Genomic DNA, 25887 nt, shown 5'->3' on the forward strand with positions numbered 1-25887 from the left:
CGCCAGGGCGCATCGGTGTGACCCCTCTCCTTCGGGGGTATCCTCAGGGCGCGTAGGCGCGGGCGGCGGGCGGCAGGCCGACGGAGGCGGGCTGGCGCAGCGGGCCCTGCAGCGGGGTCCTCCCGTCCCGGTGGTCCGGCAGGGCGGAGGGCTCGTCGTGGCTGGCGGGGCGGACGGTCACGGCGCCCCAGGGCCCGGCGATCTCGAACAGGTTCCCGGCCCGCGGCGCCTCAGCCCCGCCCGCCACCCGCGGCGTCAGCTCGGCGCGGGCCCGGAAGCGGCGCTCGGCGAGGAAGACCTGGCCGCGCAGCGAGGCAGTCAGGGCGGCCGACCGCAGGAACCCCTCGCCGATCTCGCCGACGCCGTCGGAGAAGCGCAGCGACAACGCGGCGCGCTCGAAGGCGGTGCGGCCGTTGCGGCGGGCGAGGGCGCCCTGCGCCACGGCGCCGTTGCGCTGGATCACGTCGGCAAGGTCGAGTCCGGCGATGGCGCCGTCGTCGATGGCGACCGTGGCCCGCCCGCTGACATGCTCGGTCAGCGAGGCGACGTCGCGGCCGACGCTCTCCAGCGCGAACTGGCCCTGCGTGCCGCCCAGCACCCAGCGGTACTGGCCGAGGTCGATCAGGAGGGCGCCGAGATCGAGCCGGTCGAAGCTCCCCTGCGCCTTCACCTCGGTCTCGGCGCCGTCGGCGCCCGCGGGCGCCAGCGCCACGCGGCCCTTCAGCGTGCCGCCCTGGAGGCCCGCCCGGCTGAGGGAAGCCTCCACCGTGTCGCCGCGCACCAGCACGCTCGCGGCGAGGTCCTGCAGCAGCACCGGGCCGAGGCGGCTCGTGGCCGCCGAGAGGCGCAGGTCGAGGTCGCCCCCAGTGAGTGGCTTCAGGGCGACGCTCCGCGGGCCCGCGGCCTCGCTGTCCTCCGGCAGGCCGAACAGGCGCACGAAGCCGGCGAGCAGGGGCCCCAGGTTGAGGCTGTCGGCGGCGAGCGTCGCCTGCACGGCGCTGCGCGCCTCGCCGAAGCTCGCCGAGACCGCGCCCTCGAGAGCGTTGCCGCCGACGCTGACCCGCACGTCGGGCAGCATCAGGCCGGCGCGGCTCGCCTCGAAGGTGCCGTCGAGGGTGAAGCTGTCGAGGAACGGCGCAAGGGCGACGTCGGTGCCCACCCAGGCGAGCGTCCGGGGCAGGGAGGCGGTCTCGAAGCTGCCGCTGCCGGAGAGGTGGGGCCCGTCCCGCCAGGTTCCGGTGCCCTCGGCGGCGAGGCTGCCGCCATCCCAGGACGCGTTGAGGGTGACGGGCGATTCCCCGCCCGCCACGAGGGCGGCCGGGCGCAGGCCCGCCAGCGCGAAGCGGGCCGGCACGTCCCGAACCGTGAGGCTGCCGGCACAGTCGAGGCTGGCGCTCCAGACGGGCCAGGACACGACGAGGTCGAGGTCGCTCGCGCTCACCGGCCCCTCGACGCGGGCCCGGCTGATCGCGAGGCGGCGCGGGTGGCTGGCCGGCCCCTGCGCGAGGCGCGCGCCGAGGAGGCGGAACGGTTCCGTCCAGCGCGGATCGGCGGGGTCGAGGTGGATCGTGGCCCCGTCGAGGGCGAGCGCGCCGATCTCGGCCTGGCCGGAGAGCAGGGCGAGCAGGCTCAGCTCGATCGTCAGGCGGCCGCCCTCGGCGAGGGCGGGCCCTGCACTTCCCCCGGCCGCGATACGGGCGCGGCTGAAGCGCAGATGGGGCAGGGGCAGGAGCGACATCTCGGTCCGCCCCTCGGCGCCGAGGGCGAGCCCGTAGGGGGCGAGACCCCGGCTCACGAAGCGGGCGGCGGTGGCGGTTCCCACCGGCCAGGGGTTGCAGGCCGCGACGAGACCGGCGGCAGCGAGACTTCCGAGGCCGAGGGCGGGGAGGAGACGGCGCGGCGTCATTGCACTCCGTGCGGATGGGCCGTTGCGGGCGGCCGGAGCGCCTGCGCGCGCCGAACCGTCGTCGAAGCCGAATGTTTCAGGCCGCCCCAGCCGTAAACCTTCGGTCCGCTCGGGAGATTTCCTTAAACGCTTCGGCAGGGTTTGTCTCCAAGGCGCGCTTCCTGCTAGCGCAAAGCTGTGACTCGCGCGCTCATCGCCTCGCGGCGGGGGCGGCGCGGCGCCCGGCCGAAGGGGCGCCGCTTGGGGAAGGACGGTTTCGATGAAGAAGGTCTACTCGGACGCGACGGCCGCCCTGGCCGATCTCCTGCGCGACGACATGACGATCATGTGCGGCGGCTTCGGCCTCTGCGGCATCCCGGACGAACTCATCGACGCGGTGCGCGCCTCCGGGGTGAAGGGGCTGACCGTGATCTCGAACAACGCGGGCATCGACGGCGTCGGCCTCGGCAAGCTCCTCGAGACCCGGCAGGTGGCCAAGATGATCTCGTCCTACGTCGGCGAGAACAAGGAGTTCGCGCGGCAGTTCCTGGCGGGGGAGCTCGAGATCGAGTTCAATCCGCAGGGCACGCTCGCCGAACGCATCCGGGCGGGCGGTGCCGGCATCCCGGCCTTCTTCACGAAGACGGGCGTCGGCACCAAGGTCGCCGAGGGCAAGGAGGTGCGGGACTTCGACGGCGAGGCCTACGTGATGGAGCGCGGCCTCTTCGCCGACCTCGCCCTCGTCCACGCCCATCGGGGCGACACCGAGGGAAACCTCGCCTACCGGATGACGGCGCGCAACTTCAACCCGATGATGGCGACCGCCGCCGCCGTGACGGTGGCGCAGGTGGAGCACCTCGTCAGGCCCGGCGAGATCGAGCCCGACCATATCCACACGCCGGGCATCTATATCGGCCGCATCGTCCACGTGCCGGTGCGCGAGAAGCGCATCGAGCAGCGCACCACGCGCAAGCGCGCCGAGGCCGCTCAGGCGGCGGCCGGCGGCGGCGCCGTCTGAGGCACAGGGGAGGAGAGACGGATCATGGCCTGGACCCGCGACCAGATGGCGGCGCGCGCCGCGCGCGAGCTTGAGGACGGCTTCTACGTGAATCTCGGCATCGGCATCCCGACGCTGGTGTCGAACTTCATCCCCGAGGGCATGTCGGTGCAGCTCCAGTCGGAGAACGGCATGCTCGGCATGGGGCCCTTCCCCTATGAGGGCGAGGAGGACCCGGACCTCATCAACGCCGGCAAGCAGACGATCACGGCGCTGCCGACGACGAGCTACTTCTCCTCCGCCGATTCCTTCGGGATGATCCGCGGCGGGCACATCGACCTGTCGATCCTCGGCGCGATGCAGGTGGCCGAGAACGGGGACCTCGCCAACTGGATGATCCCCGGCAAGATGGTGAAGGGCATGGGCGGGGCCATGGACCTCGTGGCGGGCGTCAAGCGCGTCGTCGTGGTGATGGAGCACGTCGCCAGGAACAAGGACGGCACGGAGAGTCCCAAGCTCCTGAAGGCCTGCGACCTCCCGCTCACCGGCACCCACGTGGTCGACCTCGTGATCACCGATCTCGGCGTGTTCACGATCGACAAGAAGGGCGAGGGGGGCATGCGCCTGATCGAGCTCGCGGACGGGGTCACCGAGGCGGAGATCCGCGCCAGGACCGAGGCCGCCTACACGGTGGCCCTGGACTGACCCGCAGCCCGGCGGTGCGCCCCGTTTCGGGACGTTTCCGCCGGGCTGGCTCCGGACAGGGCTAAGCGAAGATTAAGCCGAATGCCCGAATGCTCCCGATCGCCGGGACAGCGAACAACGCGTGCCACCGCCCGGCGCAGGTGAGGCCGGGCACGAGGGTGTGTGCGTATGGGTCGCGTATCGACGGCGATGGACAATGTCGTGCCCTTCCGGCGCAAGCCGCCGGCGGGCGGGGCGGGGCATCACGCGTCGGGCCTGCGCGAGGGTCAGGCCAAGCGCCGGAGCGAGCAGCGCGCCCTCATGGACGCGGTCTACGCCACCGGCAGCCTCGCGGTGGCCGCGGGGGATCGTGAGACCAAGCTGACGGCCTCGCGACTTCAGGTCTACGGCTTCCTGACGATCGAGGAGGTGGGCGAGGACGGCAGCACCCGCCGCCTGCGGCCCTCCGAGGCCATCCGCGCCCGCCCCGAGCGGCCCTGGCGCCTGAGCAAGGCCGCCTACGGCGGCGGCCTCTCGGTGACGATCCCGGCCGTCGACGGCTTCCTGTTCGACACCGCCCTCCAACCGGCCTGAGGTGGCAAGCCTCGCGTCCGACCGCCCCGCAGAGATGACGCGGCGAACGCTTCCCGCTACAGAGGCGGGCGCCTTCCCCGGGCCCGTAGCTCAATGGTTAGAGCCGGCCGCTCATAACGGTCTGGTTGCAGGTTCGAGTCCTGCCGGGCCCACCACGCACTCCACGCGAACCGCGCCGTTTCCGAGCACACCAGAGATCGTCGAGATCTCAGACACTTAGCGAACTGCGGGCATTCTGACGCCCATTCTCCGGCCGTTCCGCAGAGGCCTGCTGACCCCCGTTCGCAAGCCTATTCTCGCGTTCTCTCGAAGCAGCTTCCGCATCCGCTGGACCGTCATGCCAGGAGACCGGTTCGCTGGCCCAGAGAGACGCTGTTCGCCGCGCTGAGGCGAATTAGCTCGTTCTCCACAGCCCGCATTCGCGACTGGACTTCTGCTGCGAACGGAGCGGACATGCTCCCGTCCCGAGCAGGCCCCCTGAGGCCGCTCGGATCCCCTGCCGACCCCCGCCGGTCCGCAGGGTTGCGGTGGTGGCAGCACACGCTGCCCAGAGCACCGCAGGTTGAACCATGACCCTCAGCGAGACATACCTCAGCCTCCTCCGCGCCGCGGCCGAACGCCAGGACTTGCTGCTCACCTGCCCCGAAGGGCTCAGCACCCGAGCAGCCAGAACGCTCGCGGCCAAGTTGATTCGCGCTGACCTCGTCACGCAGGTGGAGGCGACAGCGGATCAGCCAAGCTGGGGAGAGATTGCCAGCGGCCCTGCCGGCTTGCGAATCACGTCAGCCGGGTTGACCGAGATCGGCTCCGAAGCTGCAGCGTCAGCAGCTCCGCTGGCGAGCGACGACCAAGTCGCCGCTCGCATCGCGGAGCCGCGATCCGGCAGTAAGCTGGCCCGGGTGCTGAGCCTGCTGCGGCGGGAGCAGGGCGCCACGCTGGAGGATCTGATCGGCGCCACCGGATGGCTGCCGCACTCCACACGGGCCGCTCTCACCGGCTTGCGCAAGCGCGGCTACGGCCTGACGCGCACCCTCAGTGCAGAGGGCGAGAGCATTTACCGGCTCAGCACCGAGCCCGCAGCTGCCGCTGCAACTACCCTCACTGCTGCCTAAGACGGAGGAGCACATGCCCACCTCCGCCGCTGCTGGCAGCGCCCTTGCGCACGCCGAATCAGATGTCGATCGGGAGATCGCCGCCCTCGGCGCTCTCGACCTCGCTGGTCTACGCAGCCGCTGGCGGCAGCGGCTGCGCAGCGCGCCTCCACCGCAGTTCTCCCGTACCCTACTGCTGCGGCTGCTCGCCTACCGGCTGCAGGCCAAGGCTCTGGGCGACCTCGACCGCGACACAGCCCGCCTGCTCGAGCGCCTCGCCCGCGAGAGGCTGCGCCGGCGCGCTACCGAGGCGAGAGGCCGAAGGTCCAAGGCAGCGCCTCCCATCCCGCCCCCACCCAGCCCAGGACTCAGGCCGGGCACGCTGCTGGTGCGCGAGCACGCCGGTCAGATGCACACCGTCACTGTGCAAGCTGACGGCTTCGCCTGGCAGGGCCGCACGTTTACCAGCTTGTCCGAGGTGGCCCGCACCATCACCGGCACGCGCTGGAACGGACCGCGCTTCTTCGGCCTGCGCGACAAACCTGCCGTGAGCAGCGGGGGAGGGCAGTGATGAAGAGCTCACCCACTCCCAAGCTCCTGCGCTGCGCCATCTACACCCGCAAATCGACCGAGCAGGGGCTCGAGCAGGCGTTCAACTCCCTCGACAACCAGCGCGAGGCGGCCGAAGCCTACATCAAGAGCCAGGCGCACGAGGGCTGGCGGCTCCTGCCCGAGACCTACGACGACGGCGGCTACTCCGGTGGCAGTTTGCAGCGGCCCGCCCTCCAGCGGCTGCTCGCCGAGGTACAGGCCGGCCGGGTCGACGTGATCGTGGTCTACAAGGTCGACCGGCTCACCCGGGCACTGTCGGACTTTGCCAAGCTCGTCGAGCTGTTCGACCAGCACGGCGTCTCGTTCGTCTCGGTGACACAGGCCTTCAACACCACGACGAGCATGGGCCGGCTGACGCTCAACGTGCTGTTGTCGCTCGCGCAGTTCGAGCGGGAGGTCACGGCCGAGCGCATCCGCGACAAGATCGCGGCCTCCAAGCGGAAGGGCCTGCGCATGGGCGGACCTGTGCCGCTCGGCTACGCGGCGCGCGACAAGAAGCTCGTCATCGATCCAGCCGAGGCCGAGCAGGTGAGGGGGATCTTCGCGCGCTATCTCGAGCTCGGCTGCCTGTCGGCGCTGGCAGCGGACCTGCGCGAGCGTGGTGTGCTGACGAAGGTGTCGCGGCGGCGGGACGGCACGAGCCGCGGCGGCATCCCCTTCAGCAAGGGCCCGCTCGCCTATCTTCTACGCAACCGCGTCTACATCGGCGAAGTGGTGCACAAGGATCAGCACTACCGGGGTGAGCACGAGCCGATCGTCTCGCTCGAGCTGTTCGAGGCGGTGCAGGCGGCGCTCTCGGCCAAGGCACAGGCAGCTGGGGCGGGGCGGGCGAACACCGGCTCGCTGCTGAAGGGTTTGCTCTACGATGACCGGGGCAACCGGATGACGCCGAGCAGCGCGAGGAAGGGCGCGGTGCGCTACCGCTACTACGTCTCGCGTGCGGTGGAAGAGGGCCGGCGTGAGGAAGCTGGCTCCGTTGCGCGGGTGCCTGCGCCGGAGATCGAGCAGGCGGTGCTGAGCGCAGTCGCTGGAGCCGGGGAGGGCAATGAGCAGGTGGTCCTTGATGCAAAGGACCTGATTGCGCGCATTGAGCGCGTAGTTGTGCATCCGGATCGGCTGATCCTCCAGCGTGGACCGGACCGCCGGGATCAGCCTCCGCCCGAGGCCCTCGTCGTGCCCTGGTCAGCCAAGGCAGGCCGCCGCCGGCGGGAGGTGATTTCAATGGGCGGCAGCGATGAGGCTATGACGGTGATGCGCTCGGAGACGCGGGCGCGGCTTGTGGAGGGCATCGCCAAGGCTCGGCTGTGGTTGGACGATCTGCTGTGTGGCCGCGTGCCGGACACGGCCGAGATTGCGCGGCAGGAGGGTTGTAGCGAGCGCTCGGTTCGGATGACGCTGAACCTGGCGTTTCTGGCTCCTGACTTAGTTCAAGCTGCGGTTGCCGGCACGCTGCCAGAGGGAAAAGGAATCACCGCGCTGACGAACGCGCCCCTGAGTTGGAAGCAGCAATGCAACGGCGAGATTGCCCACGCCACACCGATGTGAGCGACAGCCTCAGAGCAGCTGAGGCTGCATCAGCGGGTCCTAGGTTCGAACCCCGGTGCGCCCACCCGTCACCTCAAAAGGCTTAGAGGCAGATCTGCCGCGAGCTCGGTCCCGCTGCCCCCTCGCACGAAACAGCTGCCGGGAAAGCACGCAATGTCGTGAGATGCCGCTGACCACCCAACCTGCTGCGCTCCGCTCCGGCTATGCACGTTGAAGACGGCTTGGTCGGTCAACCAACAGCGGAAAGGCGAGATGCTGAGTCTCGTCGGTAGGCTTGGTGCAGCCCACGCCAGCCACGGAGCTCGCAGCGTATTGCGGCAACTGCTTCTGCCGCTGAACACTCACTCTGGATGCCACGGCCGAAGGGTTGCGCCGATCCGGGAGGCGGAAGCTTGCTGCCAGCCAAGCTCTGCTCCACGATCAAGACGTGGTCGAAGGGACACTTCACACCGGGCCGAAGTTCGTCCGCAGAGGTGTTGTTCGAAGGTGCGCTTCGCTGCAAACGTGAAGCAGCCCTAACGGACACGCTTTCCCGCCGCCGTCTCGCCGTCCGTTGGGGCATACCTCAACGGACTAGCCGAGACATGCGCCAGCCGCATGAGCGTTCCAGTAGGATCTTAGAGGCCGACCAAATTCACGTTCCGAACCGTAGGAGTACTCGTTTGGATCGGGTCCTCGGTGGTCCTGGAAAACTCCACACGGGCAAGCCCTATTGGAACGCTGGCACTCCGAGATTGCGTCAGCTGTGGCAGGTGCGCCGATAAAGAAAGAGATCGTGTAAATGGCGCAGCTATGAGCTGCCTTATTATGTATACCGTACGCTAAGTTGCGGTAATTGGCAGCAATCGCGTCTTATATCGAATACATTTGCCGAAGATCTTTATCTATGACACCCTTCAAACTTGAAGACGCCCGATGCGGCGATCTCGCTGACCGCCCTGTCTCGCGCCTCCGCTTCCCCTGGCCATCTCGGTCAACGGCAGGAGGTTGCCATGACTGTCACGCTCAACCCGTCCTCGATGCCATGGACGCGCGCCAACGAGGCCGTCAGCCGCCGGTTCATCACCTGCGACGACCCTGACCGCAGAGATCTGCTCTGCGGGGGCGGAGCACTCGCCATGAGCTTGCTGCTGGCAGGTCTGCTCGGCGGATCGCGTCCAGCCCGAGCCCAAGCCCTCGCCGGACCAGTTCCCGAACTTGACGAGGTCACGGTCCGGATCGTCACAGACAGCTACCAGTTCGCTGTCGCGCCAAAAACCCGCAAGGCGGAGAGCCTGCTGATCGAGCATTTCGGGTGGGGCGTCAGCCCGGATCGACCGCCCGGCCCGACGATGGTCAGCGAGTTCGGTCTGTCCATGCACGCCACCTCTCGGCGTGGGGAGGAAACGCGAAGGACGCTGGTGGACTTCGGGTTCACGCCGCAGGCACTGAACAACAATCTCGCCTTGCTGGAGATGCAGCCCAGTGACCTCGACGCTCTCGTGCTCAGCCACGGCCACTACGATCATTTCGGCGGCCTTGCAGGCTTCCTGGCGGCGAACAAGGGCAAGCTGAAATCCAAGCTCCCCCTCTACGTCGGCGGCGAGGATTGCTTCTGCGCCCGTGAATGGACTGCGCCGCCGGTGAAGGGCGACTTCGGCGTCATCGACCGCAAGGGGCTGGAAGAGGCCAGGCTCACTGTGACCTCGACGGAGCGGCCCTCTCTCATCGCGGGTCACGGCTTCACCTCGGGCCAGATCGGACAGCGCAGCTTCGAGAAGATCCTGTCGCCGAGCGCCATGCGGATCGGTGTCAGGGATGGGGTCGGCTGCGATCCCCGGAGCTTCGCCAAGGCCGATCCGCAGCAGGGTCCCGTTCCGGACCAGTTCCAGCACGAGATCGCCACAGCCTTCAACGTGAAGGGACGCGGGCTCGTTATCCTGACCTCGTGCAGCCATCGCGGCGTGGTGAACGCCATCCGACAGGCGCAAGCGGTCTCCGGGGTCAGCAAGGTGCACGCGGTGATCGGCGGCTTCCACCTAGCGCCGTATCAGCCGGAGTACCTGCGTGAGACCCTTGCTGCGCTGAAGGAGATGGGACCGGACCACATTGTCCCCCTGCACTGCTCCGGCGAGGCCTTCTACGAGATGGCCAAGGCCGAGATGCCGACGAAGCTGGTTCGGGCTTACACGGGCACGCGGCTCACGTTCTCTGCCGCGGCGGCCTGAGATCCAGGAGCGGGATCATACAGGTATGGCTTGGAGAGGCCGCTGCACGTCGCGGGACGCTCCATAACATCCAAACTGCGAGAACCGTGACATTTCCCACTGGGAGCGGAATGTCCGCCGAGGCACACGGACGCGAACCTCGCTGCCTTCTGCCAGCGGTGTCACATGCTGCACGACCGGCCTGAACATCGGCGGCGACGCTGGCTCACGCTGTTCCGGCGGAAGGCGCTCGGAGACTTGTTCCGCAGGCCCTACGCCTAGGCTGCCACTCAACTCAGCCGAGGTGACCGGGCTGGGCTGGCGTGACCAGCGCTCGGTGCGCGAGCATCCGGTCGAGCTCGCGCAGGACGATGCATTTGGCGCGTCGTTCATGGGAACGCTTCATCGCTGCCTCCTGACAATGGTCCTCTGACGCCATCGCCGGTCTCGACGGGCTCGGTGCGGGTCAGAGAAGGAGATCAGGCAGCCCGGCTTGCCGAGCGCATGAACCGGGGATGGTGGACAACGACCGCCGGAGCCGGCCGGATGGTGGTGGGCACTGCCGGGACCCAGATCCTAACCTGAGTGCCGGCGCGGGGATCGAACACCGTGAGGACCATGATCGCCTCCTATTCATCCATCGTGGCGTGAGGATCGCACGTCTCTCGGAAGCTGGCCGTGACGCGGCTCACGCTCTCGGGGGGGCATCGGGGCCCCCCGTGCGGGGCATTGGCCGTCGTGGGCTCCGGAAAGCGGCGCCAACCGCTTCAGTTGTGGGAGTGGTGGTGCAGCATCTCGCTGTCGTCAGCGAACGGTCCCGGGGCGGGGGCGATCCGCACCGACTTGGCTGGCCGAGCCGGTTGAACCGAGCGACCCACTTCCGAACCGTAGATCGTGTAGCGGGGCGTGACGCCGTTCAGCGTCACCGCGCTGCCCTGTCCTTCAGGGTGCAGGATCGACTGGGTCCAGGCCTGGGCCGAGGAGGCGAAGGCAACGACGACGGTGCCGGCAAGAAGAAGGCTGCGCATGATCGTGATCCTCTCTGAAGAGAAGCGCGGAAACCATTTCCTTGCTTCTGGATCCGATCATCGGCGCGGCAGGATCGAGAAGATAATGCCGTTTGGGCATCGGGACGATGCTTGCGGCGTACTGCGGGGGTCAAGCGCTCTGCAGCGCGCCCTCCCAGGAGGAGTATGTCTGCTAGGGTATACCCTAGCGGATAGGACGGCAGTCTTCGGGCAAAGAAAAGCCCCACTGACCGGGGTAGGCGAGCGGGGCAGGAACGACCGAGTGCGCGGTCCCACCCCATGGGTGCAAAGCGGTGGGCGCCGACATGCTCGCCCTCAAATTGACCGACGTGCACGCTACGGCAACAAACGGGGCGAGCGAAGAAACAAAGGGGTGTCGCGTGTTCGGTGGGGAGCCAATCTACGACTTTGATACGATCAAGACATTCCTGCGGTCTGGCGACCGGGTGCTGTTCTACAAGCCTCACCAGTCCTTTGGCTTCACCATCGACACCGACGAGAATCTTGCCTCCGTGCATGACCTGCTCGGGCGGGATCTTGGCCTCCGGCCTGAGGATTTTGTAGAGACCTTCTGCAACGGCGACGGGTCACAGATCATCGCCCGGATCGAGCACACGGCGAAGGTGAAGCCCGCATCCCGATACGGCAATGCGCTCATCTCGGTACTAACCCCCGATGACGGCAAGGCATCCTCCAAACTCTCAGTAGGTTTGCAGGACAGTCACACCGACGTTGCAGGTACGCCGTCTGCAACTCCGGTGGCCGTGTCGCTGATGATCACGCAGCGGCAGAGGGCGCTGCTTCGCGACCGCGGCTTCTCGGCCGAGGAGATCCGTTCGATGACGCCCCTTCAAGCACATAGTCACCTCGGGCTGGTGCAGGACTGACTTTTGAGCGGTAGGTCTGACCTGACCGGCTGGCTTTGAACTGGGCTGCTTGCGAGGATCAGCCAGGACCCGAGGGGCTTGTCACGTTGGCTGGCCGCAGCTTTGCCGGAGCCAACGGAGCGTCCCAGCCGGGCCGCATGAGGCTGCTCTCGTACTCCGGCTACCGCTTTCCCCGCGACGTCATCCAGCGGGCCGTGTGGATGTATCTCCGGTCCACGCTCAGTTTCCAGGACGTTGAGGAGCTTCTGGCCGAGCGCGGCATCAGCGTCGCCTACGGGAGCATCCGCCGCTGGGTGCGTGTCTTCGGGCCGCTGATCGCCCGCAGCCTGCGGGCGCGGCGCCCTAAACCGCATGGGCGCTGGCACTTGGACGAGATGTTCGTCCGCATCGGCGGCCGCCAAATGTACCTGTGGCGCCCTTCAGAGCTGCGAGTGCCCGCTTGGGCAGGCCTTCTACCAGCGTGCGCTTGGTGGATCGGAAGCACCGATTCAGAAGCTCCGTGAGGAGATCGAGGCGATCATCCCGCTCCTGCGGGGCATGTCGGGCAAGCTGGCCGACGCCGGGTCCAACTAAAGCGGCCGTTCGCCATCAGTTCGTCGAGACCACCCTTGGGATCGCCGGCGCGTCGAGCGCGAACTCACAGACAGGCGATGGACGCCGACGCTGTGCCGGACAAGGTGGAGGTCTTGACGGAGGCGCTGCGCCTTCTGATCGACGCGCTGATGCAGGATCGCGGAGGGCTGCGGATGACCTCGATGCGAGTAGGGCCGGCTTTCAGGTAAGCCGATGCGGCGGTGAAGCAGTATCCTGCGGTGGCGCCCTGCGGGCTTAACTTGGAATGCTCCACTGTTTACCGGCCATTAACCATAACAGTGCAGTATCGAGGATGAGCGGGGCGCCTCCGACCCTCTCGTCATTGGGAACCCTGCCACGGCCTCCACGTGGTGGGGTTTTCCAGTTTGGCCCACAGGATGCACCAGGAGCCTCACAGCCGGCCGAGAACGTCAGGCGGGTGTAAGTTGTGCGAAAGCGTGGCCACGAGTCTGTGCGGCCCTCCTGAACGATCCTAGGACCCATGCGGTTGAGCCATCGGACTGCTTCGAACATCGGCAGACCGCGCCCACTCGGCAGTAACCCGAAACACGGAGAGCCAGCGGCCTCACCAGACCTTCGAGGCGCGGCCGGCGTAGAAGCCCAATTGCCGCAAGGCACACACCTCGTCCTGCATCGTTTAGTTTTGTACACTGAACGTCAGCAGGACGGGGGTCCGAAGCTATGCCCGAGTTTCTCGTCATCATGCTCGCCGGAGCACTGGGCGCCATCCTCATCACGGTTGCCGCGCGACCAGCGGCGGATCGCTTTCTGCGCTGGTGAGCGTCCTGGGATGAAACCTTGCGGTGCCTTCCTATGTTCATTGTGCGCAATCGACCGGGAAGGACGTTGGCATGGAAGCGGCGGTCATGATGGCGGGCGTGCTCGGAGCAGGCGTGACACTGGTCTACATGCGGCCTCGGCTCGACTCGTTCTTCGAGTGGTAGCTGCCAGCATTCAGCACGAGGCCGCCACACTACAAGTCAGGCGGCGCGGAGCTGGAGCACGGGTGCAGGGTTCAGTCGACGCTCCAGCAGGCTGATGCCGGCCTGAACCATGCGGTGCTTCTCGTCCTCATCGAACTCGCCGAACATGTCGTCCACGGCCTCGTACCAGTCGCGGTAGCCTGGCCGGTCGTTCTGCGCGAGCAGGAACAGCATCACGTCGACGATGCGCTCCTGCACCGGGCGCGCCTTGAAGGAGAGGACAGTCATCTCGGCCTTAGGCAAGCTGGGCAGTAAGGGACCATTAACGTCGCCACTCGCCATGGCCGAAATGGGGCCGCCGAGCCACTCGCTGTGCTGTTCAGTCGACTGGGCTCAGGGTCTTCGAGACAGCGGCTACCATCGTGCGAGAGCACCCGGCCGCATCCATCACCGCCTGCCAAGACATGCCGCGGTTGAGCATGTCGGCGATGGCTTTGTGCCGCTTCAGATCTGCTGGACGGCCCCGGTACTTGCCTTCAGCCTTGGCGCGGGCCTGACCCTGCGCCTGCCGGCGACGACGATCCTCGTAGTCCTTGCGCGCCACAGCCGCGAGCATGTCGAGGAGCATCCCGTTGATGGCCTCAAACATGCGGCCGGTGAACTCGTCGGCGCTTTGTGTCGCCATTATCCAGGAGGTCGGCAGATCGAGCGCCACCACGCGGATGTGGCGCGCAGCGATCTCGGCCTTCAGCTTCTCCCAATCGGCAGAGGTCAGGCGCGAGAGGCGGTCCACCTGCTCTACCAGGAGGATGTCGTCAGGCTGAGCGTCGCGCAGGAGCCGGAACAGATCGGGGCGGACGAGCTTCGAGCCGGACTCATTCTCCACGTACCAACTGGCGATCCTGAGCCCACGCTCAGACGCAAAGGCTTCGAGTTGCGCGCGGGCTCGGCTGGCGTCCTGCTCGTCGGTCGAGGCGCGGAGGTAGGCACGGACGAACGACATGGCGGGCCCCAGTCCGCTTTGGATGGTCCGTATGATGCCGCTCTGTTTTGAACTGTCAAACGGCGCTTATCGGATCGACTGTCCGCCAGTCTGAAATGGGCATACGCCTAGGCTTCCGCCGTCTGGTTTCGACCCCGCTTCGCCGCCTTTTTCACCGCCGAGCCGGCTGCGGAAGCGGTCGCGGTAACAGCTTTGGTGGCGCGCTTGGCCACCCGCTTCACGGCGGTCACCGTCTCGCCGACGGCTGAACGCTCGGATGCGCGGCGCTGCGCAATCGTCATGAATTTGCAGCCGGGCGGCGTGGGTAGTTTCGACCGCTGGCGGTTCTTGCGCCAGGACGGACGCATGCGGGCCTTGGACGACATCACAACCTCAAGGGATAAATTTGAACTCTCTCAGGGGTAGGCGGAGCATCGCCGAAATCAAGGGATGAAGGACGGCTCCGTCGTCGGCCTGAACTTCATGCCGACCTTCGCGAACGCCGCTGACGTAGCTCGGCGATCTATGCCCCAGACCAGTCCAATTTGGGTATACCCCAATGGCCGACCTGAAGAACGAACGCGTCATCCACAGCGACTGCGCGGGCCTACGAGTAGAACGCATCAGCGACGGCCCAGGAGGGCTGTTCCCGGTATCCGTAACCAGGGCGGTGCTGCTGTTGAAACTAGATGCGGTCGAGGCGACACTCCCGTTGGGCCAACCGCGGCTGAGCCCCCGGCCATGACAGACTTCGACACCGCGTTCTCAGGCTCAATACCCGCCCTGTATGAGCGCTATCTCGGACCCTTGCTGTTCGAGCCATATGCGCTCGATCTGGTCGCTCGCTTGGCCGACGTGGAGGCAGATCGCGTCCTAGAGACCGCTGCCGGCACCGGCGTCGTGACGCGGCTCCTCGCGCGTACGCTGTCAAGCGCTGTCGAGATCGTCGCCACCGACATCAACCAATCCATGCTCGATTTTGCTGCAGCCAAGCAGCTGCCGGTTAACGTCATGTGGCAACAGGCGGATGCCCTCCGCCTCCCGTTTACCGATCAGACGTTCGATGCTTTGGTCTGCCAGTTCGGCCTCATGTTCCTGCCCGACAAGAAGAGGGGCTTTCGTGAGGCGCATCGGGTGCTGAAGTCTGGCGGGCGCTTCGTGTTCAATGTCTGGGATAGGCTCGAGGAGAACGAGTTTGCACAGGTCGTGAGCGCGGCGGTTGCCGCTCGCTTTCCCGATGATCCGCCTGCCTTTCTCGCTCAGATCCCGTATGGCTTCCACGACGCGGACGCGATCAGCAAAGATTTACAGCAGGCCGGCTTCTCAGCTGTCTCGATCGAGAGCGTGGAATTGCGCAGCCGATCCGCATCCCCGCGCGAAGCTGCCGTCGGCTTCTGCCAAGGCACTCCCCTGCGAAGCGAGATTGAGGCACGTGGCATGAGCCAGCTTGAGGAGGTGACCTCAGCGGCTGAACGCGCGTTGGCCTCCCGCTTTGGTCTCGGTCCAATCGACGGAAGGATGCGAGCTTACGCCATGACCGGCGTCCGGTAATCAACCCCCGTCCGCCCACGCACGTCATTCCTAACGTGGTAGGTCAACGCGAGCCTCCCATCGAGGCTCGCGGTTAGCCTGCTACTTGGCCTTGCTGGCGATGGCGCTCAGGCCCGCATCGTAGATGCCGGTGATGACTTCCTTGGCCTTGGCGTCGTCCGCACCCTTGGCCTTGAAAGTGCCCTGCCATTGGACCTTTGAGCCCGAGCCGCTCGGCATCACCATGATCGTGGACTTGTAGTCGGAGACCGGCAGCGGGCTCTGCAGGATCGTGTAGCTGTAGTCCATCTTCTTGTCGTCGCGGGCGAGTTGCTCCTCGACGATGGTGCCGCCACCCTTCAGGCTGAGGGTCCGTACCGCTTTGCCCTCCTTCGTGGAGGGTTCGCACTTCTCGACGGCGGGGTGCCAGTTACCGATGCCGCAGAAGTCCCGGATGGTCTGCCAGACCTTTGCAGGCGGAGCCGCGACGTCGACAGACTTGGAGACCTCAAGGGCTGAGGCAGGGGCAACCGCCACCGCGGCGAGAGCCACAGCGGAAAAGGTGAGCGTCTTCATCCAGCGTTTCCTTGCGCGAAAGTTGGTTGTGCGTGGCCTTGCGGCCGAGCGCCAAGCTGGATCATTTTGCCTTTCCGACAAGAGCTTGAGTGCAGCTCTCCCCCACTAAATCGCTCCTCACTCGCCATCTCTGAGTCCACAGATGTATACCCCAGCGGATAGGATGAGGGTCAGCGGAAAGGACAATAATCCAAAAAGGCAAGAAGAAGCCCGCCGTGGGGGTGAGGCGGGCTGAAGGAGTTGGAGGTAATACGCCCGGCGGCTGTGGAACCTACCGAACACCCCTTGGCTAGCACGCGCCAAAGCCAGATCGCCGATCACGCTCAATCACAACCTCGTGACGGAGGACTAGAAGCGGTCCGAGTTCGTGCAAGCCGTCTGGATGGCGGGTAGGGTTCTGGCAGCAGGGCGTTGGCAATCCTGGAGCATCGCGGAGCCAGCTGATGTCCACGCGTGCCGAGATCGATGCCTATCTGGTTGAAGGCGCCCGCCTTATCCGCTGGGCGGAGGAATGCGCAAGCCGGATGAACGAAGCCGGTGCGTGTGAGGGGCACCGGCTGATGGCAGCTACGACCCTGAAGGCGATGCTGCACATCCAATTCCGGATGACGGTCTACGGCGACCGCTTAGCGGCAGAAGTGGCTCCTGCGCCCGCTCCCCCACCGGTGCCGGAGAACCGGCGCTGGTGGCCAATCCTGAGCCGCAGACGAGGCTACAGGCCCATCCATCTCTGACGAGCCAGCCTGCCCTCCCATATCGGGCTTTCGCGACATCCGCGCATGCCAAATGAGCACAAAGAAAGCCCCAGCCGGAGCCGGGGCAGGGAACGCCTCGTGAAGGACGACCCGCGGGGGGACCAAAGCGGGCCGCACATAGAGTGAAAGCACCAAACCGTCAGGCATTACCTGCCACCACACGAGCGCGGCGGGCACCTATTTCGGTGCGCTCGCGACCGTGGACAGAACCGCCTCCGAGGCGCATCACAGGGGCATACGCGCGGTGCACCGCTTTCGACAGCTGCCGCGAGTATAGAAGCCGCCCGCGTCACCCCCTTCGCGGGCGGCTTTTCTATGTCTCTACTGGCGCCCCTTCCGCAGCCCGCGCGAGAGCTTCCGAACACTGCCTGGAAGGCCGGTTTCCCGTTCCATAAAAGCGACTTACGCGAGGGGGCACGCGCGACCTACGAAAGTTGCTTTCGAGAGTCGTCCGCGGCCAAGAAGGCGGCCTTGAACAAGGTCATCTTGACGGCGCGACTGGAGAAGCGACGACCGTCTCAGGCCGCTTCCTTAAGCGGTATGAGCCGCGCCAGCAGCCGAGCCACCTCAACCACCGTCCAAGCCCCGTTGCCCTTCACACACGGAACGCCATGCTCGCTGAGCCCTTCTGCAAGGCCGACGAGGGACGTGACGCCATTCGCCTGCAACTCGCGTACAGCAGGCTCCAGGCGCTGGGCCTTCATCCGGGCGAGGGTCAGTCTCATCGAGGTCTCTTACGCGCGCAGCTGAGGGCCACCGAGGCTGATCCGCTTCGGGGTGGCCGATCGTGAACTCTGGTGGGCTGGCAGCATGTCTGTCTGCCGGGAGAGGTCGTAGAGGGCATCGCCGATAGGCCCGGCAACGCGACGCAGGGTAGAGCCTTCGCAGGTCGCTGCGATCCAGACCCCGAGTGCGAATGTATGGCTGCGGCCATAGAGGTAGACCGCGAGCCGCGCTCGGGTCCGCTCGGGCAGAGCACCAACAAGCTCTGAGATAGCTTCAGCATCGGCGCGGTAGATCCGGCCGAGCATCTCCAGCGGCACTGGGCAGGACGTGTCGAGATCGTCGGGAGCAGTCAGGCCGGTGTAGGTCACAGCGTCGCCCGCACATCGAATACGATCCACAAAGCGAGCGTAGGGTTAACGGGTCGTTACCGGACCGCGGCTTCGTTAACGGGATTGTATTGCCGCCACACCTCCCGAAGGCAGCGGAGACCACTTCCTAGTTCGTACCGAACAGCTCCAGGAGCTCGCCGACTGCCAGAAACGTCAGCGCGGCGAGCACGCCGAAAAGCGGCGCGAGGAGAATGGGATGGCGCGTCATGCCAGCCTACCCTGCCGATCGCGGTTGCGGTGTGTCCTAACAAATGACTAAGGGCTCCGCCTCTGCCCTGTGGCAGGATCGGTTTTCCAGCGCGATTTGCGGGGTGCGGTGATGCTGTCAGAACTGACACGGGCCATCCGCTCGCAGAGCTTGCTCCGGCTGCTCGGCTTCCGTTCTGACGACGAGTTCCCACGTGAGCGCAGCGCGGTTCCTGATGAGACCTCTCGCTCCAGGGTCTCTTGCAGCACACAGCACCCGACGACGCGCGACTTCATCCTGATGGCGCAGGCTGCACGGGCACGTGCTGCGGCACCGATCTGACACCTGTCAGGCTCTATCCACCGACATCTTGAACGGTACCGGAGCTGTGGCTGAGCCGTTGGCGTTACCAATGCAAGATGCTTGGAGCCCGCTTTCGGCTCTACAGGCGCAGGACTGGAGGAGACGCCATGCAGAAGATCCGGGTGCAGGCAGCGCGCGACGGCACGCACGCGGTCACCCACGGCAAGGAGATCGTTGCCGCCCGTCTCAGTCCCGATGACGCACAGAACTACGCGGCGTTTCTCCGGGCCGCCGAGCGGATCCGCCAGACGCAGCGGCTACCGCGGTAGGTCTGCCTTGCCCGATAAACGGTGCTGTCTCCCGATGGCGTTGCTGGCTTAGGATCAAAGCGCAGCAAACAGGTCGAGCTGCGCCGAGTGCGCCCGCTTGCGACCACCAGGTGGCGCTGGTGGGCTCTCGAAGACCGGCAGCGGCACGTTCGGCTTGCGGTAGAGAACTGCGCCGACGATCCGGCATTCATCGCCGTGATGGAAGAGGTTGAGGGTGTGCGGGCCTGATCGGAGAATCTCCTGCACCAGCGGCTCGCCTCCAGGCAGCGCGGTTACCGCCTTGAGCAGGCAGGGCAGGCCAGCGGCCTGAACCCCAAGGACGCGAAACTCGAAGGCCTGTGCGCCCCAGATATGCCCTACGGCTGCGGCGCTCGTGTCGGCAAATGGGTTGGTGCCGAACTCGGTCGCGGCGTCGAGGATGAAGTCCGCGATCAGTCGACGATCAGCGATGTGCTCGGCGCTCAGGATGGAGCCGGCGAGCTGATCCTTCGTGACCGACAATCTCCCCCTCCCTATGCTGCTGCCCTAACGGCTACGCTTGCACAGGACCGCGGTCGAGGTCGAGGCTGTCGAGGTATGCCCGCTAGCCGGTTGCCGTGAATACCACACCGCCGGCCGGCAGCTCCATAATACCGGTTACGTGAGCTGGGCGTTATGGAGCCTCAGAGCTGCCCCAAAGCAGGGGCGCAGCGAGACGTCCTGATACGGACCATTAAGTCTTCGTTCTGCGGAAGTGGAAGCGCGCGGCCGGAGTCACAGCAAGCCGCGCGCTTCCGTGTCGGAGATCGCAACTCAGTTGCAGATCTTCCGAACCACCATATCCCCGTCCTCATCAATGAAGCGCTTGACGTAGCAGGCGCCGACATAGGCCGGCACGAAGCCGACGACGCGGGTGCCCCAGCCCCAATGGCGCCCGAAGCCACCGTGATGATGGTGGCCAAAGCCGCCGAAGCCGCCGTGATGGCCAAAGCCACCGCGGCCGCCGAAACCACCGCCGCCGAAGCCGCGGGCGGACGCCTCGGTGGCACCCAGAGCGGCAACACCAACCACGAGAGCGGCGGCCAGAACACGAACTGAACGAGCCATAAGAATCTCCATCATTCGGCCGACTGTCTCGGCACGTGGAGCTCTTATGAAAGGATGGCTGACCGAGAACCGTGATCGCGATCACAGTTCGCCCAGCACGCTCTTGCCACAACCCCTCATCGCTCGGTGACCCATCACCTTGATGAGGAGGCGTTCATGGCTCTGACGGCTGCGCAGATCACCACGGCGTTCGAGAACGTCCTGCAGCGCGCCCCGAGCGCCGGCGACGTGAACGCCTTCATGGCCGCCTCGCAATCCGGCTTCTTCACCGACGCACAGCTGTACGAGACGATCGTCAACTCGCCGGAGGCCAACGGCAACGTCGATCCGATCGTGCGCCTCTACCAAGGCGCGTTCGGCCGCGTGCCAGACAAAGGCGGCTTGTACGGCAACGTCAACGCCTTCGAGGCGTCCGGCCATAACATCAAAGCGATCGCCGAGACCTTCACGCACTCCGCGGAATTCACGACCCTCTATGGCACAGCCGAGACCGTCACGGAGAGCTACCTGCAATCACTCTACGCGAACGTGCTCGGCCGGAGCGCCTCGGCCGTCGAACTGCATTCCTGGCTTGAGGCGGCCAATACGCCGGGCTCCGGCGTCGCGACACGGGCCGACGTGCTCAACGGCTTCGCGCAATCGGCCGAGTTCATCGCTCGCTCGGATGCCGCGGTGAACGACTTTCTGTTCAAGGCCGCGCAGGGCCAGGACGTGTACGGTGCACATCCGCTCCTGAGCGGGTCCGAGCACTTCTTCACGCTGACCGGCGGCACAGACACGCTGACCGGTACCGGCGGCAACGACACCTACAACGGCGTTGTCGGTGCCGGCTTCGACGCGACCCTGACCGCTGGCGACACGATCCAGGACCAGGGCGGCTCCGACACGCTGAACCTGATCGTCCACGGCAGCAACGACGGGGCGCCGGTGAACGTCGCGGGCGTGGAGACCATCAACATCGACACCTCGGTCAGCTCGGGAGGCACCACCCTGGTCGTGAACCTGACCGATGCGGCCGCCACCACCCTCACGGTCAGAGGCAGCCACGGCGTGATCTTCGACGAGAGTGCCCTGCCTAACGTGACCACGTTCGACGCGTCCGGCGTGACCGGGACGGGGGCGGCCGGCGCCGTCTTCTTCGATGGGTCGTCGCATCACGACGCGGCGCAGGGTCTGGTGATGAAGGGTGGGGCAGGCAGCGACGTGTTCGTCGGCGGCTACGGCGCCGACATGCTCACGGGCGGTGCGGGCAACGACCTGTTCGCGTTCGTTGACGCCAAGCAGTCGACGGCAGCCCACATGGACACGATCACCGACTTCCACCCCAACACCATCGGCACGCCGGGCGCGCCGGCTAACCAAGGCGCCGGCCAACTCACGTCCAGCTACAATGGCGACGTGCTCGACTTCACGGCGCTGTTCGCCGGCAAGGTGAACGCAATCCATCTCAGTGTCATACCGAATGAGAACGCCGCTCTGGTGTACATGGCACACGGTGTTGAGTTGGTAGGATCGGACGTCGCCTTCGCTGTCTTCGACTCGTCGAAAAGCAACCTCTACGTAGATGCCAATCACAACGGCGAGGCCGACGCGGTCATCCATCTGGAAGGCGTCAGCACCCTTACTGAAGCCGCCTTCCGCTTCCATGGCGGCGACTACGGTGGGATCGTGCTGTGACGTTCTAAGCCGTCAGGAACACGGGCTTGTCCGGCGGCTCAGGCACCGCTGGAACGATCATGCGGCTAGCGCATGCCTCTGCTTGCCCGTTGGGGTATGCCCCAACGGACAAGCTGGAGCATGCACGAGGTGCATGACCGTTCCGGAAGGGCCTTAGATGCGGAGCGCGCCCGCGTTCGAGGCCGCTCGTCTACAGCAGGCTCTCGGTGGTCTTGAAGCGTTCCGTTAGGACAAGCCCGATTGGAACACCGCGTTTGCTTCGAATGACCAAAGTGTGCGCCTTGCGCCTGCGGGGGCACTACACCGTCTGGCCACCATCGATGACCATGGCGTGGCCGATGACGAAGGCGGCCGGGTCCGAACACAGCCAGAGAACGGCAGCCGCAATCTCCTCGGGCTTGCCCATCCGCCCGACTGGCTCCTGCGCAATGACCCGCGCCACACCCTCGGGGGTGCCTCCGGTGAACCGCTGCATCATCGGCGTGTCGATGATCCCAGGGCACACGGCATTCACCCGGATGTTCCGTGCCGCGTAGTCTAGGGCGGCGGCCTTCGTCAGACCGATCACGCCGAACTTGGCGGCGCAGTACGCGGCCTGCCCCGCGATGCCCTTCACCCCTGCGCCCGAGGAGGTGTTCACGATGGCGCCGCCGCCCTGCTTGAGCATCAGCGGGATCTGGTACTTCATGCACAGGAACACGCCGCGCAGGTTCACGCTGGCGATCCGGTCCCATTCCGCCTCGGCGAGGTCGGCCATCGGCGTGACCGGCTGCTCGATGCCGGCGTTGTTGAAGGCGAAGTCGAGGCGTCCGAACGTGTCGACCGTCTTGTCCAACGCAGCCTTCACGTCCTCGGCTCGGGTCACGTCGCACCGGACGGCGAGTGCCTTCCCGCCGATCTCCTCGATCATGCGGGCCGTCTCCTGACTACCCTGCTCCACAACGTCAGCAACCACCACCCTGGCACCCGCATGGGCGAACGCCAGTGCCGTAGCGCGGCCGATGCCGCTCGTCGCCCCAGTCACGAAGGCGACCTTCCCCGCGCAACTCCCACTCCGATTTGTCGTCATGGCTAGATCTCCCTCGTTCGAATTCGATAGCTTGATCAACAGCTTCCATGACGGACTTAGCCTCTGCGGCAGCGCGCGATTAGATGCTAAAACTCGCACGGGGCTATAAGTCAGAGTTATGAATGGCGCGGGGCAACATGAACGACCTGATGGCCTTCTTGGCCGTCGCCCGGGAGCGCAGCTTCACTCGCGCCGCCGCGCAGTTGGGTGTGTCCCAGCCGGCGCTGAGCCAAACGGTCAGGGATCTTGAGGCGCGGCTCGGGTTACGTCTGCTGAGCCGCACCACCCGCAGCGTCGCCCCAACCGAGGCCGGCGAGCGCTTGCTCCGCAGTATCGGACCTCACTTCGACGGGATCGAAGCCAATCTGGCTGCGCTGACCGAGTTGCGGGACAAGCCGGCAGGAAGCGTACGCATCACGGCGCCCGAGCACGCGGCCGAGACGGTCCTCTGGCCGGCTCTGGAGAAGCTGCTGCCGGACTACCCTGACATCAACGTGGAGGTGGTCACCGAAGGCAGCCTGACGAACATCGTCACCGAGCGCTTCGACGCGGGCGTGCGGTTCGGCGAGCACATCGAGAAAGATATGGTGGCGGTGCGGATCGGCCCGGACGTGCGCATGGCCGTCATCGGCACCCCCGCCTACTTCGCGGCCCGGCTGAGGCCGAGGCAGCCGGAGGACCTGACCGCCCATCGCTGCATCAACCTGCGCCGGCCGACGCGAGGCGGCTTCTACCCGTGGGAGTTCGAGAAGAGCGGCCGCGAGGTCAACGTTCGGGTGGAGGGCCAGCTCGTCTTCACCAGCCTCGCGCTGATCCGGCGGGCGGCGCTCGCCGGGCTCGGGCTCGCCTACCTGCCCGAGGATCAGGTCGAGGCTGACGTGGCCGAAGGGCGGCTGGTACGGGTTCTCGACGCTTGGTGCGAGCCCTTCCCGGGCTACCACCTCTACTATCCAAGCCAGCGCCAGCATTCCCGCGCCTTTGCCGTGCTGGTCGAGGCGCTGCGACACCGATCATCGGTTTCGTAACACCCAATCGGCGCGTGGCGTGACGCTTTTTACCAAGAGCAAAATGTCCGCAGAGGCCAAGCCCAGCTGCCGATGTCGAATTCGGCGGCGCTGTGCGGCCTGAGCCGCTGCTCTTCACAAGCTCGCGGAGGCCGTCACGGGCGATCCCAAGCAGTTCTACCTGACGGTGCCCACCACGCCCGGCAGGAACCTGACGCTGCTGAGGCTAATGAGTAGCGCCTTCACATGTCTAATGGGTCTCCGGTTAAATACAACGTACTAGAACGATACCGCGATTTCCTGCCATTTCAAATTAAGCTATGCATCCTTTGTCGATATCCGCGTAAGGCGCATGAAAGATGCCGATAGAACCGGTACCTTCGATCATAGATCGGCTCATTGCTCTGCTGACGGATGAGCCCCTTCAGCGGTCAGACCTGTTCCTGAAGGTCTCTGCGCTCTTGGCAGAAGCCATAGATGAGGGCGCGGATGAGCAAACGCGACGTGCGATCCGGTCTGCGCTTGCGCTCACGGAACCGTCGAACCTCACCTTCACCGCCGCTGCGGTAAAGGCCCACGTCAAGAAGGTCCTAAACAAGCTGAAGACGCAGAACCGGAAACAGGCTGCGATCGTGGCTCACCAACACGGCGTCCGCTCTGCAGCGTCCGTAGCCTGACCGAAGGTAAGCGCGTCACCGAACAGGCAGCTTCTTGAGGACAGCGCCTGTTCCGTCTCGTATGACCAACTGCCAGCCCTCGCCGAAGTCGACTGCTTCGCCGCTGTCGTAAAACTCCTGCAGTGCCACTTCGGCCTGCTCCTGCGCCTCATCCAGATCCGCGGCCTCAATCCCCGCCTCGTCCACGAGGACCGTGTCTCGCTTCACGAGATCAAAGTAGAACCGCTTGAGCAAAAGATTGCTCCTCGTGCTTCTCGGCTCGTGAGATGAGTGAACGGGTGCCGAACTCCCGGGAACACTGCGGGACGAGTTCATCCCTTGTTGAGGTTAATGTTTACATAACGTAACAGGATGGATTTTATGCCTTTCTGCAGCTGTTGCTTTGAGACATCAATCCATACTAGTTCTAAAGCGGGGTATCGGGGTCAACTCTTCCGGTGTACTGCCGCTTGAGTTTTGCGCCCGCTTACCACCGCAGGACGGTTCTCATGGCTGCTACCGGCAGACAAGGTGACGAAGAGAGCCCGGCCACAACCGAGGCACGCCGAGAACGCATTCGCCAGCATGTCCGTTTGATCCTCAAGAAGCTCCCTGCAGCGCAAAAGAACGAGAAGAAGTAGCTCAGGCAGCTGGCCCCACACCTATGCGTGTGCCCGTCTTACGATTACCCCTTCGAAGTCGACGGCAAACCGGCTGGGCGCAACACGAAAGAGACACCCTTTCGCGCTGTCTGGTTGAGCGACCTGAGCAGGCAACGGTGACGCTTGCTCCCCATTGAGGCTCAGCACGGCTGTCGTTCTAAACCCATGCAGCCGTGTAACGAGACAACGCGCCTGCTCCCCTTCACGTAAGTCGCTGTATGGAACCGCATTCAATCCCGCTTTGAGGTGTTCGGAAGATCTCGCGCGCCAGATCGTCGGGCTGCGCGGACCGACGGCGGCGGCGAGCTGTCAGCCTAGGAGTAGGTATCGGCTCCCGAGCAGGCTGACACCCAGCAGGAACAAGCCACCTCCGATGAGCCAGAACCGAGCCTGACGTGGCGGCCGATGTGAAGCCGTCGCAACCACAGCAATCCCCATGACAAGGCAGGCTGCGCCCACAATCACCAGTACAGGCGCTCCTTCGAACAGCATCAGTGCCCGCCCGAACCCAGAGGACTTGCGAAGACGAAGACCCGTTTGACCATGCGAGCTGCGCTTGCACTCGGCCCTCCTGCCATCGTCCTCAGGATCGGCGGACTACGACGGGTACACCGGGATCTGCTCGCTCGCGTCGGGCACGGGGCTGCCAAAGGCAACGTTCTCACGGCGGCGGTCCTCGTCGCAATCCATCTGATGACGCGATGCCTATGAACCTGCCCACTTGCTTGCACTCAAGTTGTCTTGCCCACTAGGTGGACGGTGGGCCTGCCAACGCGCTGGGACTGGCGACTATGGTCCGCCGTGCGTGTCGTACGCTGTTCAGCCTCGTGATGCTGGTGACGAAGTTCTGAGGCTGGCCGTCTGCTCATTCTGTCAGTGGCGCCTGACGCTGGGCAAGCCGCTGCGCGGCCTGAGCCATGAGGATGAAGT

General features: G+C 65.7%; 26 protein-coding genes, 1 tRNA gene and 1 pseudogene. 16 read left to right on the forward strand and 12 right to left on the reverse strand.

The features are described from left to right. Positions 1-43: 43 nt before the first annotated feature. On the reverse strand, positions 44-1906 hold the full coding sequence (locus MOX02_RS24425) for an AsmA family protein (RefSeq protein ID WP_147028430.1): 1863 nt from the start codon (positions 1904-1906) through the stop codon (positions 44-46). Between the two features lie 259 nt (positions 1907-2165). Between MOX02_RS24425 and MOX02_RS24430 the strand changes: the two genes are divergently transcribed. The 8 genes from MOX02_RS24430 (at position 2166) to MOX02_RS24465 (ending at position 9615) form a co-directional block, all read left to right on the forward strand. After that, a complete protein-coding gene (locus MOX02_RS24430; RefSeq protein WP_147028431.1) occupies positions 2166-2903 on the forward strand; it encodes a CoA transferase subunit A in 738 nt (245 codons plus the stop codon). Positions 2904-2927: 24 nt separating this feature from the next. After that, entirely contained in the window at positions 2928-3587 is a 660-nt protein-coding gene (locus MOX02_RS24435) for a 3-oxoacid CoA-transferase subunit B (RefSeq protein ID WP_147028432.1), read from the forward strand. A gap of 168 nt (positions 3588-3755) precedes the next feature. Then, a complete protein-coding gene (locus MOX02_RS24440; protein WP_147028433.1) occupies positions 3756-4160 on the forward strand; it encodes a hypothetical protein in 405 nt (134 codons plus the stop codon). A gap of 79 nt (positions 4161-4239) precedes the next feature. After that, positions 4240-4315: transfer RNA gene (locus MOX02_RS24445), tRNA-Ile, on the forward strand. Between the two features lie 414 nt (positions 4316-4729). Continuing rightward, positions 4730-5272 (forward strand): DUF3489 domain-containing protein, encoded by a 543-nt coding sequence (locus MOX02_RS24450; RefSeq protein WP_147028434.1) that lies wholly within the window; start codon positions 4730-4732, stop codon positions 5270-5272. A gap of 13 nt (positions 5273-5285) precedes the next feature. Next, positions 5286-5822 carry a DUF2924 domain-containing protein gene (locus tag MOX02_RS24455; protein ID WP_147028435.1) on the forward strand — a complete coding sequence of 179 codons (537 nt, stop codon included), beginning with the start codon at positions 5286-5288 and terminating at the stop codon, positions 5820-5822. Next, the gene (locus MOX02_RS24460) at positions 5822-7408 is read left to right on the forward strand and encodes a recombinase family protein (protein ID WP_147028436.1); all 1587 of its coding nucleotides are present in this window, start codon (positions 5822-5824) and stop codon (positions 7406-7408) included. The genes MOX02_RS24455 and MOX02_RS24460 overlap by 1 nt, the downstream gene beginning before the upstream one ends. Before the next feature lie 992 nt (positions 7409-8400). Continuing rightward, positions 8401-9615, forward strand: a complete 1215-nt coding sequence (locus MOX02_RS24465) for an MBL fold metallo-hydrolase (RefSeq protein ID WP_238179704.1) — start codon at positions 8401-8403, stop codon at positions 9613-9615. Between the two features lie 746 nt (positions 9616-10361). Here MOX02_RS24465 and MOX02_RS24470 read toward each other — a convergent pair. Further along, positions 10362-10622, reverse strand: a complete 261-nt coding sequence (locus MOX02_RS24470) for a hypothetical protein (RefSeq protein ID WP_147028437.1) — start codon at positions 10620-10622, stop codon at positions 10362-10364. Between the two features lie 305 nt (positions 10623-10927). Here MOX02_RS24470 and MOX02_RS24475 point away from each other — a divergent pair, with 305 nt between their 5' ends. The 3 genes and pseudogenes from MOX02_RS24475 to MOX02_RS32735 all read left to right on the forward strand — a co-directional run bounded on the left by MOX02_RS24475 (position 10928) and on the right by MOX02_RS32735 (position 12291). Then, positions 10928-11509: a hypothetical protein gene (locus tag MOX02_RS24475; protein ID WP_147028438.1), complete on the forward strand. Its 582-nt coding sequence runs from the start codon at positions 10928-10930 to the stop codon at positions 11507-11509. Between the two features lie 137 nt (positions 11510-11646). Beyond that, positions 11647-11925 (forward strand): annotated as a pseudogene (locus MOX02_RS24480) (transposase family protein); the annotation flags it as partial. A gap of 234 nt (positions 11926-12159) precedes the next feature. Next, complete coding sequence (locus MOX02_RS32735; RefSeq protein ID WP_280525355.1) at positions 12160-12291, forward strand: hypothetical protein; 132 nt, start codon at positions 12160-12162, stop codon at positions 12289-12291. A gap of 792 nt (positions 12292-13083) precedes the next feature. On the opposite strand, the gene MOX02_RS24485 is transcribed toward MOX02_RS32735, so the two are convergent. From MOX02_RS24485 to MOX02_RS24495, 3 genes are all read right to left on the reverse strand, one after another. Continuing rightward, positions 13084-13314 carry a hypothetical protein gene (locus MOX02_RS24485; protein WP_147028439.1) on the reverse strand — a complete coding sequence of 77 codons (231 nt, stop codon included), beginning with the start codon at positions 13312-13314 and terminating at the stop codon, positions 13084-13086. Positions 13315-13405: 91 nt separating this feature from the next. Next, positions 13406-14029, reverse strand: coding sequence for a recombinase family protein (locus tag MOX02_RS24490; protein WP_147028440.1), 624 nt, complete (start codon positions 14027-14029; stop codon positions 13406-13408). Positions 14030-14136: 107 nt separating this feature from the next. Further along, a complete protein-coding gene (locus tag MOX02_RS24495) occupies positions 14137-14394 on the reverse strand; it encodes a hypothetical protein (RefSeq protein ID WP_147028441.1) in 258 nt (85 codons plus the stop codon). A gap of 355 nt (positions 14395-14749) precedes the next feature. Between MOX02_RS24495 and MOX02_RS24500 the strand changes: the two genes are divergently transcribed. Continuing rightward, positions 14750-15559 (forward strand): class I SAM-dependent methyltransferase, encoded by an 810-nt coding sequence (locus tag MOX02_RS24500; protein WP_147028442.1) that lies wholly within the window; start codon positions 14750-14752, stop codon positions 15557-15559. Between the two features lie 81 nt (positions 15560-15640). On the opposite strand, the gene MOX02_RS24505 is transcribed toward MOX02_RS24500, so the two are convergent. Then, on the reverse strand, positions 15641-16114 hold the full coding sequence (locus MOX02_RS24505) for an SRPBCC family protein (RefSeq protein ID WP_147028443.1): 474 nt from the start codon (positions 16112-16114) through the stop codon (positions 15641-15643). A 443-nt stretch (positions 16115-16557) separates the two neighbouring features. On the opposite strand from MOX02_RS24505, the gene MOX02_RS24510 reads away from it, so the two are divergent. Beyond that, positions 16558-16848, forward strand: coding sequence for a hypothetical protein (locus tag MOX02_RS24510; RefSeq protein WP_147028444.1), 291 nt, complete (start codon positions 16558-16560; stop codon positions 16846-16848). Between the two features lie 539 nt (positions 16849-17387). Here MOX02_RS24510 and MOX02_RS24515 read toward each other — a convergent pair. Continuing rightward, the gene (locus MOX02_RS24515; RefSeq protein ID WP_147028445.1) at positions 17388-17594 is read right to left on the reverse strand and encodes a hypothetical protein; all 207 of its coding nucleotides are present in this window, start codon (positions 17592-17594) and stop codon (positions 17388-17390) included. A 9-nt stretch (positions 17595-17603) separates the two neighbouring features. Continuing rightward, entirely contained in the window at positions 17604-17963 is a 360-nt protein-coding gene (locus MOX02_RS24520; protein ID WP_147028446.1) for a hypothetical protein, read from the reverse strand. A 678-nt stretch (positions 17964-18641) separates the two neighbouring features. Between MOX02_RS24520 and MOX02_RS31520 the strand changes: the two genes are divergently transcribed. After that, positions 18642-18803, forward strand: coding sequence for a hypothetical protein (locus MOX02_RS31520; RefSeq protein ID WP_170267980.1), 162 nt, complete (start codon positions 18642-18644; stop codon positions 18801-18803). Positions 18804-18857: 54 nt separating this feature from the next. On the opposite strand, the gene MOX02_RS24525 is transcribed toward MOX02_RS31520, so the two are convergent. Both MOX02_RS24525 and MOX02_RS24530 read right to left on the reverse strand, forming a co-directional pair. Further along, positions 18858-19304: a hypothetical protein gene (locus MOX02_RS24525; RefSeq protein ID WP_147028447.1), complete on the reverse strand. Its 447-nt coding sequence runs from the start codon at positions 19302-19304 to the stop codon at positions 18858-18860. A 291-nt stretch (positions 19305-19595) separates the two neighbouring features. Continuing rightward, on the reverse strand, positions 19596-19904 hold the full coding sequence (locus MOX02_RS24530) for a hypothetical protein (RefSeq protein WP_176601346.1): 309 nt from the start codon (positions 19902-19904) through the stop codon (positions 19596-19598). Between the two features lie 141 nt (positions 19905-20045). Between MOX02_RS24530 and MOX02_RS24535 the strand changes: the two genes are divergently transcribed. After that, positions 20046-21566 carry a DUF4214 domain-containing protein gene (locus MOX02_RS24535; protein WP_147028448.1) on the forward strand — a complete coding sequence of 507 codons (1521 nt, stop codon included), beginning with the start codon at positions 20046-20048 and terminating at the stop codon, positions 21564-21566. A gap of 298 nt (positions 21567-21864) precedes the next feature. On the opposite strand, the gene MOX02_RS24540 is transcribed toward MOX02_RS24535, so the two are convergent. Beyond that, entirely contained in the window at positions 21865-22635 is a 771-nt protein-coding gene (locus MOX02_RS24540) for an SDR family oxidoreductase (RefSeq protein ID WP_147028453.1), read from the reverse strand. Positions 22636-22757: 122 nt separating this feature from the next. Between MOX02_RS24540 and MOX02_RS24545 the strand changes: the two genes are divergently transcribed. Further along, positions 22758-23660 carry a LysR family transcriptional regulator gene (locus MOX02_RS24545; RefSeq protein WP_147028449.1) on the forward strand — a complete coding sequence of 301 codons (903 nt, stop codon included), beginning with the start codon at positions 22758-22760 and terminating at the stop codon, positions 23658-23660. Positions 23661-24331: 671 nt separating this feature from the next. Here MOX02_RS24545 and MOX02_RS24550 read toward each other — a convergent pair. Beyond that, positions 24332-24550 carry a DUF6894 family protein gene (locus MOX02_RS24550; RefSeq protein WP_147028450.1) on the reverse strand — a complete coding sequence of 73 codons (219 nt, stop codon included), beginning with the start codon at positions 24548-24550 and terminating at the stop codon, positions 24332-24334. Between the last annotated feature and the right edge of the window lie 1337 nt (positions 24551-25887).

It is taken from the genome of Methylobacterium oxalidis (assembly GCF_007992195.1).
GTDB lineage: Bacteria > Pseudomonadota > Alphaproteobacteria > Rhizobiales > Beijerinckiaceae > Methylobacterium > Methylobacterium oxalidis.